Here is a 13,437-nt window from a genome sequence, read left to right on the forward strand (position 1 = left end):
CTCACCCGCGCATGACGGCATGGACTGCCGGCCAAGGCAAGGCGAGCTGGCTGGTGTTACTGGCCTCGCGGCCCGCGTGCACGGCGCATCCCAAGCATCCCCAAAGGATCAGGACAGCCGGACGCGGCACCCCCCTACCGCGTTTCCCGCCCCGGGAACCATCGCGACGCTATGAAGCCCCTCCCCTGGAGCCGCCTGTGATGATGGTCCCGAACACGGGTGGAAGTACGACGGTATTGACGTCGCAATCTCTATGGCAAGCCGATTGCGGCTACACCCCCCTTGGTAATTTTGTTCGTCAGTCCTGTGGGTTCCTTTTCCGAAGACTGCCCACGCTTTTGAGCACCCGGTCGGCCGGCCCGAAGAGCTCCGGCCGGGAAACCACGGTATTGCGCAGTGTGCGCACCGGGGCGCGCCGTGCCCGGTGACCGAGCGCCACCGGATGGCGGCGCGTCACCCACCCCTCCGACACGCTGAGATCGCGTGTTTTCAGGGAGTCCTTGTATTCCTTCTCGCCGCGCCCGAGATCGAGATAGTCCACACCCTGCGCGGCGGCCCCTTCCGCCATGCGCAGATGCAGCACAAGTCCGGGCGAGTATTTGGAATATGCCGGGTCGTAGGCCGGAAACCAGCAGGCGAGCACCCGCTCCGAGGACAGTCCGAAGTGCGCGGCGACCGGCCGGCCGCCCGCGTACAACACCGACAGCAGCCCCTGGCAGGAGGCGCCGCGGGTATGGAAGAGCTGCTCCACCAGCCGGATGATCCACGGCCGGGCGAACCGGTCGCTGCGCCCGGTCCTGCGGTACTGCGCGGACTTCCAGCCGATCAGGGTGCGCAGCACGGCCGGATCGCGCTCGTCGTGCACATAGCGCACCTCGCCCACGTCCCGGCCCAGCTTGCGCTCCTTGGCCAGTGTGGTGCGGGTGAACTTCGGCGACCGGTCGCGCAGCCGGGCCAGATACGCCTCATAGCCCCGCTCCACATCGATCACGGGGGAGGGGAAGGAGCCACGGGCCCCCACCTCGAACGGCTTCTGCCCCTCCACCAGATGATCGAACTCCCAGACGGCCAGGGAGCATGCGCGCAGCAGCTCCCGGGCGTCCCACTGGAACCCGGGCCGGTGCACCAGGCCCTGGGCGTCCGAGAGGCCGAGCCCGATCGCCCGCCCCACCCCGAGCCGGGTCCGCTGAAAAGGGAAGAACGCCACCGGCTCCCCCTCCTCGCGGACCACCGCGATCCGCACCCCGCGTCTGCAGTGGCCGACGGCCAGCGTGAACTCCGGTGACAGAAAGGGGTTCGCCAGCTCCGGCGCGCCCAGCAGATGCGCCTGTGACTGCATGGCCGTCCACACCGCCCGGTCGGCTGCGGTCAGCTCGCCCGGGCGGTACACACCGATCTCCACGTATCTATTCCTGACTGTGGGTCATACGTCGTCGCCGCGTGAGGCGGGTGAGCAGCGCCGGCACCAGGATCAGCAGGCTCAGGCACCCGACCGCCGCGATCCCGCCGCGCGCCGACCACAGCCGCAACGCGAGCATCGCCTGCGCCACCAGCAGATCCAGCGCGAGCGCCCCGGCCACCGCCAGCACCGGGCGGATCAGCGCGTCCAGCCCGCGCAGGGCGCTGCCGATGGCCAGCGCGGGCGCGGCGAGCAGGAAGAACAGCGTGAACGGCGCCCGCAGCGGCGAGTGGACGTCGGCCAGCGCGAGTGCCGCGCCGATGGCCGCGATGCCGACCGCGGCGCCCGCGATCACCGGCAGCGAGTCGCCACCCGCAGGTCTCTTGTCAGTGATGGTATGCATTGGCGTCTTTGCCCCCCGAAGCGCCGGATGCCGGGCTTCAATGTCGCGCAGTCGCCGGATGCCGTCAAGACGGAGAAAGTGTACGAACGGTCCATTGGCGGGCGCAGGGGTTGAGTGCCCATCAGCGCTGGTCGCGCCCTGCGCTCCGGTCGTGCGCCGGGGAAGTTGGGGCGGGGCGTGGTGACTCATCCCCATTCCGTCCGACCTATGGACGTATCGGCCTCGTATCGAAAGATTTTTGCCAACTACCCGCATAGATCGGCCGTTTACGCGGGATGACATATCCATGTCACGCCGCCGAAACGATCCCTGGCGGCGTGGCTGACGGTTTCGAACGCGATTGCCCTTTTGGTGGGCTATCGCGCCTCATATCGGCACAGCAGTGATCCTGCTAGGGAGATCGAATGAAACTGTCCAGACTCACGGCGACGATGGGTGCGTTCGTCGTCGGTGCCGTCCTCGCCCTCACCGGGGCCGGCGCAGCCCATGCCACCGAGAACAGCGCGGGCCCCGCCTATGTGGCGCTGGGCGACTCCTACTCATCCGGCCTCGGCTCGGGCAGCTACGACAGCTCCAGCGGCAGCTGTAAGCGCAGCAGTAAGGCGTACCCCGCGCTCTGGGCCGCCGCGCACGCCCCCTCGAGCTTCAACTTCACCGCCTGCTCGGGCGCCAAGACCGGCGATGTGCTCAACAACCAGCTCGGCCCGCTGGGCTCCGGCACCGGTCTCGTCTCCATCTCCATCGGCGGCAATGACGCCGGCTTCGCCGACATCATGACCACCTGTGTGCTGCAGTCCGAGTCCACCTGCGTCAACGCGGTCAACAGCGCCAAGACGTTCGTCCAGAACACCCTGCCCGGCAAGCTGGACCAGGTCTACAACGCCATCAGCGCCAAGGCCCCCTCCGCGCATGTCGTCGTCCTCGGCTACCCGCGGTTCTACAAGCTGGGCGGCTCCTGCATCGTGGGGCTCAGCGAGACCGAGCGCGCCGCGATCAACAGCGGTGCCGATCTGCTCAACTCCGTCACCGCCAAGCGCGCCGCCGACCACGGCTTCAGCTTCGGCGACGTCACCACGACCTTCACCGGACATGAGATCTGCTCCGGCAACGCCTGGCTGAACAGCGTCACCTTCCCCATCGACGAGTCCTACCACCCCACCCCCGCCGGCCAGTCCGGTGGCTACCTCCCGGTCTTCAGCTCCGCCGCCTGACCGTCCCCCCGCCACCACACGCACAGGAGGAGGCCCCGGCCATCGGGGCCTCCTCGCCGTCCGTGGCCACCGGGCAACCGGGCCGGAGCCACCTCAGCCGAGCGTGGTGGCCGCCCCCCTCAGCACCAGTCCGCACCCCAACGCGAGGACGACCGCGGCGGTTCCGACGGGCGAGGCGCGGCGCACCGCCCCCAGCAGCCGGTCGATCCGGCCCCCCGACCCCTTGCGGGCCGCCAGCCGCTCCGTGGCCCGCACGCCCAGCCGCACCGCGGCGAACCCGGCCAGCGTGAGCGTCATCGCCAGCCCGAGCCCGTACGCCACCACCAGGACGAAACCGAACCACGCCTGGCCCAGCGCGGCCGCGCCGACGAGCACGATGACGGCGGAGGGGCTGGGCACCATGCCCCCGGCGAAGCCGAGCAGCAGCGTGCCGCGCAGCGTGGGCCGCACCTCATGGGTGTGGGTGTGACCGTCGCCGTGGTCGTGGGTGTGGGTGTGCGTGTGCGCATGGCCGTGGTCGTGCGCGTGGTCATGGCCGTGTGCATCGCCGTGGTCATGGCTGTGCGTGTGGCCGTGATCGTGGCCGTGATCGTGGCCGTGGTGATGGGCGCGCGCCTGCCGGTGGCGGCGCAGCGCCTTACGGAGCAGCCCCGCCCCGGCCACCGCCACCAGCACGCCGCTCGCGATACCCAGCCAGGAGATCACCGACGGGGCGGCCGCCGAACCCGCCGTGACCAGCAGCCCCAGCGCGAACACCCCCAAGGTGTGCGTGACCGTCACCGACGCGCCCAGCGCCAGCACATCGCGCAGCGCGCTGCGCCCGCCCGCCGCCGCGGCCGCCGCCATCATCGTCTTGCCGTGGCCGGGGGCCAGGGCGTGCATCGCGCCCAGCAGTACGGCGGTGGCGAAGGCCGTAAGGGCGAAGCCGAGGGTGATGTCATGGCGCGCCACCATGGAGGTGAGCGCCTGCGTCCAGCGGTCCACACCGCGCGGCAGCACCGACGAGCCCACCGCGTCGTCCCGACCGGACTCCACCGTGGCGGCGAGCGCGGGGCCGCCCGCTGTGACCCTCAGCGCGGCCGACCGCTGATCGGGCGGTGAGGAGAGCTGCCCCGCCGGATAGCGGGTCAGCCGGTGGGAGGCCGAGGTCTTGGGGACGTCGGCGTCGGTGAGCGTCATACGGTCGCCCTGCGCCGTCACCTCCCGCCAGCCGGGGCCCGTACCGATGTCCCTGGGGCGATACGCCACCGTCACCCGTTCGCCGTGCCCCAGTGCGGCCGTCAGCCGGCACTCCACCCGCAGCGTCGGCAGCCCGGCCTGGCCGGGGCGCTGACGCGCCTGGGCGCGCCCGTCGCGTACGGGCACCTGGCGCCCGTCGACGGTCAACCGCGCCCCCTCGGCCGCGCTCGCGCACCGCCGCGCCGCCCATGCGTCCAACTCCCGCCCGGACAGGGCGTCGTCGCCGTCGCGGTCGATCTCCGGCTTCGCCTGCGCGGAAGGGATCTCGGCGAGGTCCTCGACATGGTCGACCCGCAGCGTCCCGGGGGTGACCACCAGCCCGTCGTAACGGTTGACGGTGAAGTTGCCGAGCGGATGCGCTTCGGCGCTCCCGGCAGGCAACAGCACTATCGCCACGGCCCCCACCAGCACCCCGAAGGCCGCCAACCGCCGACGGGTGCGCCGCCCGGGGTGCTGGGTTTTGTCGGCGGGGTTTTGGGCGCGCGGCTCTGGCCGGGGGGCCGGGGGCTTGGCCCCGGTTCGGGAAGGGGCGGGGTGGGGAAGACTCATCGAGCACCCCCCAGCGCCTTCAGCGCCGCCTTCGCCGCCCGCGCGCCGGTCGGGGAGAAGCCCGGGTTGAGGTCGAGCGCGGCCTTCAGATGCCGGCGCGCCGACTTCTCGTCGCCGAGGGACTTCTCGATGACGCCGCGGTGGTAGAGGAACGCCGCGTTGCGGTAGCCGGGCCCCGCGGCGCGCACGGCGTACTCCCGGGCCTTCTCGTCCTCGCCGTTGCGGTGCAGGGCCCACGCCAGCGCGTCGGCCGTGTGCACGGTCCGCCGCCGGTCCCACTCCGCGCGGGCCGCCTTCAGCGCCTCCTTCACGTCGCCGTGGTCGGCCGCCACCAGCGCGCTGTCCAGGTCGGTCGCCACGCCGTTGGCCCGCGCGAGGGTGATCCAGGTGTCGACCACCGCGTACTGCCCGCGCGCCTTGGAGCGGTCGCCCCGCGCCTCGTAAGCCTCGCCCAGCGCCGCGAGCTCAGCGGGCAGCGGATAGCGCCGTACGACCGCCTCCAGATCGCGGATCCCCGCCTTCTGCCGCCCGGCCGCGAGCGAGGTACGGCCGCGGCCCTCCAGCGCCGGGAGATAGCCGGGCACGGCGCGCAGCGCGGTGGCGTACGCCCGCCGAGCGGTGTCGTACTCGCCCTGGTTCCAGGCAAGTTGGCCGAGCGCCGTCGAGACGTAGGCGATATCGCTGGGGGAGGTCGCGGAGTCCTGTGCACGCAGCAGCACCCGGCGCGCCCCGGCCGGGTCGCCGCGCAGTTCGAGGACGTAGCCGAGGCGGGTGAAGACGGGAATGCCGGGGCGCAGCGAGTCGGCCTTCTTGGCGGCCGTGTACGCGTCCTGGTAGCGGCCCAGCTCAACGAGGGCGTCCACCCGGACGGCCAGCGCCCCCTGGCTGTAGGAGTTCACCTTCAGGGCCCGGTCGGCGTCGCGCAGCGCGCCCCGGAAGTCATGGCGGGCGGCGGCGAGCGAGGCGCGCCCGGCGAGCGCCACGTCGTTGTCGCGCGGCTGGAGGGACAGGGACCGGGCGAACGCCTTCTCCGCCTGGGGATAGCGGGTGGGGTCGCCGCTGGTCCTGGCCTGTTCGACATAGGCCGAGCCGAGACCGGCCCAGCTCTCCGCGTCCTTCGGCTCGCCGCGCAGATGGGTCTGCATGGCGCCGATCTGCCGGGCCAGGCCGTCGCCGCTCAGCTGCTCGTAGCGCGCGGCGGCCGGGCGCACCCCGCGGGCGGCGTCCTGGCCGCCGCCGGACCCGCCCGACCCGTCCGAGGCGCCGATCACGACCGAGGTGGCGGTCAGCCCGGCCGCGAGCGCGAACACCACGGCCGCGGTCCGGGCCGTATGGGGGAGGAATGGCCGAAGAGCCATGGTGACAGCTGCCTTTCGCATGAGCATGAGCATGAGCACGAACGCGTGGCGGAGGGGCGGGGCGGGGGCGCGGCCGCCGCGCGGGTGTCGGCGGGGCCGCGCCCGGTGATACGGGCCCGAGGGCGCCCGTTGTTCAGTGCGCGCCCGTTGTTCAGTACGCGCTGTGGGTTCGGTGCGCGCCCGTGGTTCAGTGCCTGCGCATGCGGGGAGCCCGCCGGCGCGACCGCATCCAGAGGAATCCGAGGCCCAGCAGCAGCACGGCCCCGCCACCGGCCGCCGCGGACCCGGCCAGCACCATGTTGTCGTCGGAGGAGGAGCCGATGCCCGAACCGCCGTTCAGCAGCGACTGCCCGGCGCTCTTCTGGACGGCCTTGGCGTCCGAACCGGAGCTGGGCAGCGCCAGATACGGGAAGGAGCCGCCGAACTTCTGGTCGTTCGCGTCCACCGCGTCGCCCAGGTCGTTCTTCTTGCCGAGCAGTTCGCCCTCCATGGCCTGCAGCGCGATGTCCAGGACGTCGTCGGAGAGCCTGCGGCCGTTGGGGAAGCCCGCGTTGTCACCGTCCAGGACGCCCAGCCGCTTGGGGCTGCCCGTGGGCGGGATGGAGGTGTTGAGCCGGAGCTCCTCGGCGGGGCGGACGTTCGGCGGCTGGTTGAGCTTGGGCACACCGGTGAGGAACGCCTGCACCAGGTCGTCGCGCGGGGTGTCCGGCGCCTTGATCTTGTAGATCTGCTCGACCAGCTTGGGGAGTTCGGGTTCCTGGACGAACTTCAGGAACTGTCCGTCGTCCCACGGCGCCGAGGCGTTGAACTTGTCCTTGTCCTTGCGCGGGATGACCACCTCGTTGACCAGCGGACTGCCGAGCCGGGAGACCTGCGTCCAGTCGCCGTCGGAGGTCTGGCGGTGGGTGGTGGCCCATACGCCGATCACCGGCTGGTCCTTGGACTCGGTCAGCGCCGACGTCGGCACCTGGAGGGACATCGACTGGACGTTGTAGCCCTTGAGGGTGTCATTGCCGACCTCGGACATGTCCCCGCCGTACAGCAGGTCGAAGACGCGCAGATCGAGGAAGAACGGGTCGTCGGACTGACCGGCGAAGGCCGTCGAGCCCCCGCTGTAGCCGATCTTCCGCACCGCCTGGTCGCGGAGCTTCTGGTAGTCGGGCATGGACGCCTTGCCGACGTTCGACGGGGCGACCGGCAGATCGCTGCCGAGCTTGGCCCGGGCGACGGCCTTCTGATGCTTCAGCTTGATGACCTCGAGGTCGTATGTCTGGGTGAAGTTGAGGGTCGCGTCCTCGAGCGAGTTCACCGGTCCGGTGTTGTAGAGGAACGTGTCGCCGTTCTTGAGGTGGTCCTTGAAGGTCCACCGGAACAGCAGATCGCCCTGGCCGTCGCCGTTGTTGTCGACATGCAGGTCGTAGCGGGCGTCATGGGCGAACTTGTAGAAGTTGGGGCCGCCCGCCGGGTCCTGGAACGGCAGCACGTTGACGACCATGGTCGTCGTGTCCGGCTTGTCCGGGCTGACGAACGCGTAGACGTCCGTGGCGTCGTACTGCGGCTGACCGGAGATCAGCGGCGCCTCGCGGTGGCTCGAAGCCTGCGCCGTCCCGGGCTGCAGTACGGCCACACCGGCGGCCGTGAGCCCGCCGGCGGCCAGTGCGCAGCTGACCAGCGCGGCCAAGCTCTTGGTGATTGCGGTCATCCTGTTGGTCCTTCGCACGCTTGTCGGAGCAGTCCTTCAAGCGGCTATTCGGGCCTGGCGAACGGACGGATTGGTCGGCTCGGGAATTTGTTTGCGCGTGATAGGTATCGTCAACACCCTTGACGCGGTGGTGAATCCGGAACCTGGGATGCGTGGGTGACGGCTCGGGGAGGTAGGGTTACTCTGCCCGGGGCGGGTGCCCTCGTACGGGTGGGGAGTGTCATGGAGCAGATAACGGTACGGAGCAGGCCACGAGTGCCTGCGATCAATTGCGGAAGCGGTGCGTCCAGCGCGCGGCTCGAGCGCCATCTCGCGGTGATGGGCGGCCCTGCCGTCCCCCAGCGGGAGGCGGAGGGCGCGACGGTGCTGATGCAGGAGCTGATCGCGCGCGATCACACGCGCGCGAAGAACAGCCGGGGTGCGCGGGTGTCGCTGTTCGCGCCGCTGCGCCGGCTGCGCCGCACGTTGTTCGGCAACCACGGCTGACCCGGCCGGCCCGTAGGCGTCTTCGTTCGTCATCCCGGGCAGGCACGGGGTCAACCGGTTCGCTCCAGCCGGTGAGTCCGTGCTGTGATCCACCCCACGCCGCTGTCGCTGTGGGATGCCGAAGAGAGGCCTGGCCGGCCGTGCGGTCGTGGTGAGGCCGTGCACGTGGACAGTGGGAGGCGCGCCCGGAGACGGGCGCGCCTCCCGTATGTCGAGGGAGAACCCGAGAGGGGGCGGGCTCAGAGCGGCCGGGCTCAGGTCTGGCGGGCTCAGAGCAGCCGGGCTCAGGTCTGGTCGGCGGGCTCAGAGCGGACGGACCCAGATCTGGTCGGCGGGCTCAGAGGAGGGCGAACTGCCCCTCCGGGCCCTCCTCATGGTGATCCAGTACGGACGCCGGGCGCCGGGCCGCTCCCGGCACCGGCAGCACCCCCGCCTCCCGCAGCTCCGCCGCGTCGATGAGCGTGCCGTCCGCCAGCCGGTCGGCGAGGGCCCGTAGCTCCGGGCGCAGCTCGGCGAGCAGCGCCAGCACGGTGATCAGCTCCAGCAGCTCCGAGGTCCACGTGGGCGGCCAGCCCGCCGGGCCGATCGCCTCCAGCGTGCCCGGCTCCCGCGCGGCGGTGCGCTGCTCGAACCACGTCTCCAGCACCCGCACCCCGCCCGCCCGGAACTCCCATGCCGCCCGTGGCACCGGCGAGATCCGGCCCTCGCCCAGCAGCAGGGCCTCCTCGTCCGGGTCGTAGTCCAGGGAGTCCGGCAGCCCGCTCGACGGAAGCGCGGCGCGGACGTAGGGGCGCCGGCCACCCGGCATGCGCGGGCGTTCACCACTGTGCGCCCCGCGCGTATGGAGCCACAGCGCACGGCGGCCCAGCTCCACGCCGGTCTCCCATACCTCGGCGTCGGCGGTCAGGGGGACGGCGCATGGGGTGCCGCGCGCCGTGGCGGCGGTCCACGCCAGGAAGTCCTCGGCGGCCACGGGGCGGCCGAGCCGCGTGGTGAGGAGGTCCAGCAGCCCCGGCGCGAGGTTGGGCTCCTGGCCTCCGGGGCGGCGGTACAGCGGACGGATACGGCCGGGGCGGCCCGCGGGGGAGTGGCCGTCCGGCAGCAGCGCGGAGAAGCCGAGCACCGGGTCCGGGTCGGGTCCTGCGGCCTCGATGACATGGATCTGCCGGTCGTCCGCCACGCGCCACAGCTCGGGGCGGGCGGCGTCGATCAGGCGATGATCCGGTATCAGCCAGAGCTGGTCGAAGGGGCCGTGCGCGATCCGCACCGGCTCGGGACACGGCCCGTCCTCGCGTGCCAGGCGGGCGGTGGGGGTGGGCTGGCCGGGTAGCTGGGGTACGGAGCTGTGCAGCGTACGGGCGCGGGTCGGGCGGAACAGGGCGGCCCGTCCGGGCTCGTCTCCGGCTCCCGTCAGCCGCTCCCAGCGTGCCTGGAGGGAGGCGGGGTCCGGTGCCATGACCCATGCGCGGCCGAGCCGCAGCGGCCCCACGGCCCACGGCATCAGGTCCCCCAGCGGCGGCGCCTCACGTTCTCCCACACCTGGCATGCTATCGATGCCGCCCTGTCCTTCCAGGGGGCTGCCCGACGTCGTCCGCCGCCGCTCGGTGGCTCTCCGCCCGCCGTGGCCACGGCATCTGGGACTGTGCGGCCTGGCTGGAGCCTGTCCCCTCCCCGCCCCTTCCCGAAACTGGGGCTCTGCCCCAGCCCCCCGGGGCCCAGGGGCGTCCGGGGGTCTTTCCCTTCCCGCCCCTCCCCGCGGTATCGATATGCGGCTCCGCCGCGTGGCAGGGGCTTCGCCCCACCTTCCAGCCCCTCCGGCGATTGAGGAGCGGGGCCTGGGGCGGAGCCCCAGTTGTGGGAAGGGGCGGGGAGGGGAACAGCCCGCCGCAGGCGGCAAAGCCCGCCGGACGACACCCCCTAGTCGGCCTCGACCGTGACCGAGAAGGAGAAGCGGTCGCCCCGGTAGTGGATGCGGGCCACGTCCACCACGCGGCCGCTCTCGTCGTACGTCACGCCCGTGTAGTGCAGGATCGGGCTGAGTAGCGGGACCTGCAGCAGGCGGGAGGTCTCGGGGTCGGCCAGGCGGGCCTCCACCGTGTCCGTGATCCGGCTGATCCGTACCCCCACCGCGTCCCGCAGCACCTTCGTCATCGGCCACCGGGCCAGGTCCGCCAGGTCGATACGGTCGGCCAGTTCGGGGCGGACCAGGTTCTCGGCCCAGTTGGTGGGCTCGCCGCTGTGGCCGTCGCGGCGCAGCCGGCGGTAGGCGGTCGCCTCGTCCAGGCCGGGGAAGTACTCCGCGAGCTCCGCCGGTACCGGCGCCGGGCCGTGCTCCAGCACGGTTGTCCGCTCACCCGACTGCTGGGCCACGATCGCGTCCACCGACCCCAGCAGCCGCACCGGCGCGGCGCGCCGGGCGCTCGGCTCGATGAAGGTGCCACGGCGGCGGTGGCGGCTGATGAGTCCCTCGGTCTCCAGTTCCTTGAGCGCCTGCCGCATGGTGAGCACGCTGACCCCGTAGTGCTCGGCGAGCCGGTCCTCGGTCGGCAGCCGGAGCGGATCGTGCGGGGCCCGCCCGAGTATCGAGGCCCGCAGCGACTGCGAGACCTGGTACCAGAGCGGCAACTTGCGGTTGAGGGCGAGGGAGTCGGGGGCGAAGGTGGTCACGCGGTCTCCGGTCACGAGTCACGGCGGCGGCCGCACGGTGGCGTTCGACGGCGGCCTGCGATGCCTTCGAGCGGCACCGTCCAACGGCGTCTACGGCGTCCAACGGCGTCTGCGGCGTCCAACGCCGTCAACGGCGGCGGTCAGGGGCGGAAATGGCGTTCCAGACCCTGCCATACGTCGTCATAGCGCCCCTGGAGATGGTCCGCCTCCAGCGCCTGCCGGGTGGCCGTGACCGGCCAGCGGGTCTCGAACATGAAGGCCAGCCCGTCGTCCAGCCGGTGCGGCGCCAGCTCGGCGGCGCTGGCCCGTTCGAAGGTCTCATGGTCCGGGCCGTGCGCGGACATCATGTTGTGCAGCGAGCCACCGCCCGGTACGAAGCCCCCCTTGCCGCCGGTCTTCGCGTCGTACGCGCCCTCGATCAGCCCCATGTACTCGCTCATCACATTGCGGTGGAAGTACGGCGGCCGGAAGGTGTCCTCCCCGACCAGCCAGCGCGGCGCGAAGACCACGAAGTCCACGCCCGCGAGCCCGGGGGTGTCGGAGGGCGAGGTGAGCACCGTGAAGATGGACGGGTCCGGGTGGTCGTAGCTGATGGTGCCGAGCACATTGAACCGGCGCAGGTCGTACACGTACGGCACATGGTTGCCGTGCCAGGCGACCACATCCAGCGGCGAGTGGTCGTAGGTGGCGGCCCACAGGTTGCCGCAGAACTTGTTGACCACCTCCACCGGGCGCTCCACATCCTCGTACGCCGCGACCGGGGCGAGGAAGTCGCGGGGGTTCGCCAGCCCGTTGGCGCCGATCGGGCCGAGGTCGGGCAGGGTGAAGGGGCGGCCGTAGTTCTCGCACACATAGCCGCGCACGGACGGCTCCAGCGGCTCCACCCGGAACCGCACCCCGCGCGGGATCAGCGCCACATGCCCCGGCTCGGCGCGCAGCAGGCCGAACTCGGTGCGCAGCAGCAGTCCGCCCCGCTCGGGGACGATCAGCAGCTCGCCGTCCGCGTCGCTGAACACCCGGTCGGTCATGGGCGCGTTGGCGGCGTAGAGGTGGATGGCCATCCCGGCGCGCTGGGTGGCGTCGCCGTTGCCGCCCAGCGTCCACAGCCCGCCGAGGAAGTCGGTGCCCTCCGGCGGCTCCGGCAGCGGGTCCCAGCGCAGCCGGTTGGGGTCGGGCACGGCCTCGGTGAAGGGCGCGCCGCGCAGCGCGCCGCCCGCGATCCGGGTGAACGGCGGATGCGCGGCGGACGGCCGGATGCGGTAGAGCCAGGAGCGCCGGTTGGTGGCGCGCGGCTCGGTGAAGGCGGTGCCGCTCAGCTGCTCCGCGTAGAGCCCGAGGGGGGCGCGCTGGGGGGAGTTGCGGCCGATGGGCAGTGCGCCGGGCACGGCCTCGCTGCTGTGTTCGTTGCCGAAGCCGGAGGCGTACGCCAGCCCTTCGGCCGTCTTCCGCGCCTGCTCGATCCCCTGCTCCATGCCCGTGCCATCGCCCATCGCGCGCTCCCACCGCTCCGCCGCCGCACCGTTGGATTCCTCTGTCATACGATAGGAATCGAAACCCGGGCGCGTCAATGATCGGGCAGGATGGGGGCGTGCCCATACCGCCCCTCCGCCGTCAGCCGGTCCAGCGCCGCAGCGCCGAGCGCCTCGGCCGGATCCTCGACGCCTGTGCCGAGCTGCTCGACGAGATCAGCTATGAAGAGCTGAGCACCCGGGCCGTCGCCGAGCGCGCCAATGTCCCCATCGGCTCGGTCTACCGCTTCTTCTCCAACAAGCGGGCGATGGCCGAGGCGCTGGCCCACCGCAATCTGGACGAGTATGCGGCGCGGATCACCCGGCGGCTGGCCGCCTCGGAGCCCGGGCCGGACGACGGGCCGGACGACGGGCCGGACCACGGGCCGGGCTCCGGGACGGGCGGGGGCGGCGGCTGGCGGGAGGCGATGGACGTCGTCGTCGACGAGTATCTGGCGATGAAGCGCGGGGCGCCCGGGTTCGCGCTCATCGAGTTCGGGAATCCGGTCCCGGCCACCGCACAGCCGCAGCAGCCCAACCATCTGGTCGCCGACCGGCTGCGGATGCTGCTCGCCGACCGGCTCGCGAGCGGCGGTCCCGAGGGGGCCGGCGGGGCCGGTGGCCACGGCGGGACCGGTGGCCACGGCGGGACCGGTGACACCGCCGCGGACGAGGCGGCCGAGGAGCGGCTGCGGGTCGCCTTCCTGCTCGCGGTGGAGGCCGCGGACGCGCTGCTGCGGCTGGCGTTCCGGGTGGATCCGGAGGGCGACCCGGCGATCGTGGCGGAGACGAAGGAGCTGCTCCGCGCCTATCTGGCCCGCGTCCTGGACTGATCCGGGGACCATCGGCACTTCCCGCCCTCCTCGGTACTTCCCGTCGACACCTCCCCGACATGCCAACCAGTCGGTATGGTGA

Annotated in this window: 11 protein-coding genes; 3 read left to right on the plus strand and 8 right to left on the minus strand. The window is 72.1% G+C overall.

The genetic code is table 11. The features are described 5' to 3' along the window. Positions 1 to 298 precede the first annotated feature (298 nt). Both J8403_RS33475 and J8403_RS33480 read right to left on the minus strand, forming a co-directional pair. The gene (locus tag J8403_RS33475; RefSeq protein WP_211126415.1) at positions 299 to 1,402 is read right to left on the minus strand and encodes a GNAT family N-acetyltransferase; all 1,104 of its coding nucleotides are present in this window, start codon (positions 1,400 to 1,402) and stop codon (positions 299 to 301) included. 4 nt (positions 1,403 to 1,406) lie between these two features. Continuing rightward, entirely contained in the window at positions 1,407 to 1,802 is a 396-nt protein-coding gene (locus J8403_RS33480; protein WP_211126416.1) for a hypothetical protein, read from the minus strand. A gap of 404 nt (positions 1,803 to 2,206) precedes the next feature. Here J8403_RS33480 and J8403_RS33485 point away from each other — a divergent pair, with 404 nt between their 5' ends. Next, a complete protein-coding gene (locus J8403_RS33485; protein WP_211126417.1) occupies positions 2,207 to 3,013 on the plus strand; it encodes an SGNH/GDSL hydrolase family protein in 807 nt (268 codons plus the stop codon). Between the two features lie 93 nt (positions 3,014 to 3,106). Here J8403_RS33485 and J8403_RS33490 read toward each other — a convergent pair whose 3' ends face one another. From J8403_RS33490 to J8403_RS33500, 3 genes are all read right to left on the minus strand, one after another. After that, the gene (locus tag J8403_RS33490; RefSeq protein ID WP_246586107.1) at positions 3,107 to 4,801 is read right to left on the minus strand and encodes a HoxN/HupN/NixA family nickel/cobalt transporter; all 1,695 of its coding nucleotides are present in this window, start codon (positions 4,799 to 4,801) and stop codon (positions 3,107 to 3,109) included. Continuing rightward, on the minus strand, positions 4,798 to 6,159 hold the full coding sequence (locus tag J8403_RS33495; RefSeq protein ID WP_246586108.1) for a tetratricopeptide repeat protein: 1,362 nt from the start codon (positions 6,157 to 6,159) through the stop codon (positions 4,798 to 4,800). Before J8403_RS33495 ends, J8403_RS33490 begins: the two co-directional genes overlap by 4 nt. Before the next feature lie 187 nt (positions 6,160 to 6,346). Then, complete coding sequence (locus J8403_RS33500) at positions 6,347 to 7,861, minus strand: DUF4331 domain-containing protein (protein ID WP_211126419.1); 1,515 nt, start codon at positions 7,859 to 7,861, stop codon at positions 6,347 to 6,349. 222 nt (positions 7,862 to 8,083) lie between these two features. On the opposite strand from J8403_RS33500, the gene J8403_RS33505 reads away from it, so the two are divergent. After that, entirely contained in the window at positions 8,084 to 8,347 is a 264-nt protein-coding gene (locus J8403_RS33505; RefSeq protein ID WP_093460623.1) for a hypothetical protein, read from the plus strand. A 337-nt stretch (positions 8,348 to 8,684) separates the two neighbouring features. Here J8403_RS33505 and J8403_RS33510 read toward each other — a convergent pair whose 3' ends face one another. The 3 genes from J8403_RS33510 to hmgA all read right to left on the minus strand — a co-directional run bounded on the left by J8403_RS33510 (position 8,685) and on the right by hmgA (position 12,504). Beyond that, complete coding sequence (locus tag J8403_RS33510; protein ID WP_211126420.1) at positions 8,685 to 9,893, minus strand: type ISP restriction/modification enzyme; 1,209 nt, start codon at positions 9,891 to 9,893, stop codon at positions 8,685 to 8,687. A gap of 371 nt (positions 9,894 to 10,264) precedes the next feature. Beyond that, positions 10,265 to 11,014, minus strand: a complete 750-nt coding sequence (locus J8403_RS33515; protein WP_211126421.1) for a GntR family transcriptional regulator — start codon at positions 11,012 to 11,014, stop codon at positions 10,265 to 10,267. Between the two features lie 140 nt (positions 11,015 to 11,154). Then, on the minus strand, positions 11,155 to 12,504 hold the full coding sequence (hmgA, locus tag J8403_RS33520; RefSeq protein WP_211128564.1) for a homogentisate 1,2-dioxygenase: 1,350 nt from the start codon (positions 12,502 to 12,504) through the stop codon (positions 11,155 to 11,157). 77 nt (positions 12,505 to 12,581) lie between these two features. Here hmgA and J8403_RS33525 point away from each other — a divergent pair, with 77 nt between their 5' ends. Beyond that, positions 12,582 to 13,355 (plus strand): TetR/AcrR family transcriptional regulator, encoded by a 774-nt coding sequence (locus J8403_RS33525; protein WP_211126422.1) that lies wholly within the window; start codon positions 12,582 to 12,584, stop codon positions 13,353 to 13,355. Positions 13,356 to 13,437: the final 82 nt, after the last annotated feature.

This window comes from Streptomyces yatensis, assembly GCF_018069625.1.
In the GTDB taxonomy this organism is placed as follows: Bacteria; Actinomycetota; Actinomycetes; order Streptomycetales; family Streptomycetaceae; genus Streptomyces; species Streptomyces yatensis.

Coding starts and splice junctions, on each gene's coding strand:
- J8403_RS33480 (WP_211126416.1), bottom strand. CDS start 1,802: ATGCATACCATCACTGACAAGAGACCTGCGGGTGGCGACTCGCTGCCG.
- J8403_RS33485 (WP_211126417.1), top strand. CDS start 2,207: ATGAAACTGTCCAGACTCACGGCGACGATGGGTGCGTTCGTCGTCGGT.
- J8403_RS33490 (WP_246586107.1), bottom strand. CDS start 4,801: ATGAGTCTTCCCCACCCCGCCCCTTCCCGAACCGGGGCCAAGCCCCCG.
- J8403_RS33495 (WP_246586108.1), bottom strand. CDS start 6,159: ATGGCTCTTCGGCCATTCCTCCCCCATACGGCCCGGACCGCGGCCGTG.
- J8403_RS33500 (WP_211126419.1), bottom strand. CDS start 7,861: ATGACCGCAATCACCAAGAGCTTGGCCGCGCTGGTCAGCTGCGCACTG.
- J8403_RS33505 (WP_093460623.1), top strand. CDS start 8,084: ATGGAGCAGATAACGGTACGGAGCAGGCCACGAGTGCCTGCGATCAAT.
- J8403_RS33510 (WP_211126420.1), bottom strand. CDS start 9,893: ATGCCAGGTGTGGGAGAACGTGAGGCGCCGCCGCTGGGGGACCTGATG.
- hmgA (WP_211128564.1), bottom strand. CDS start 12,504: ATGGGCGATGGCACGGGCATGGAGCAGGGGATCGAGCAGGCGCGGAAG.
- J8403_RS33525 (WP_211126422.1), top strand. CDS start 12,582: ATGATCGGGCAGGATGGGGGCGTGCCCATACCGCCCCTCCGCCGTCAG.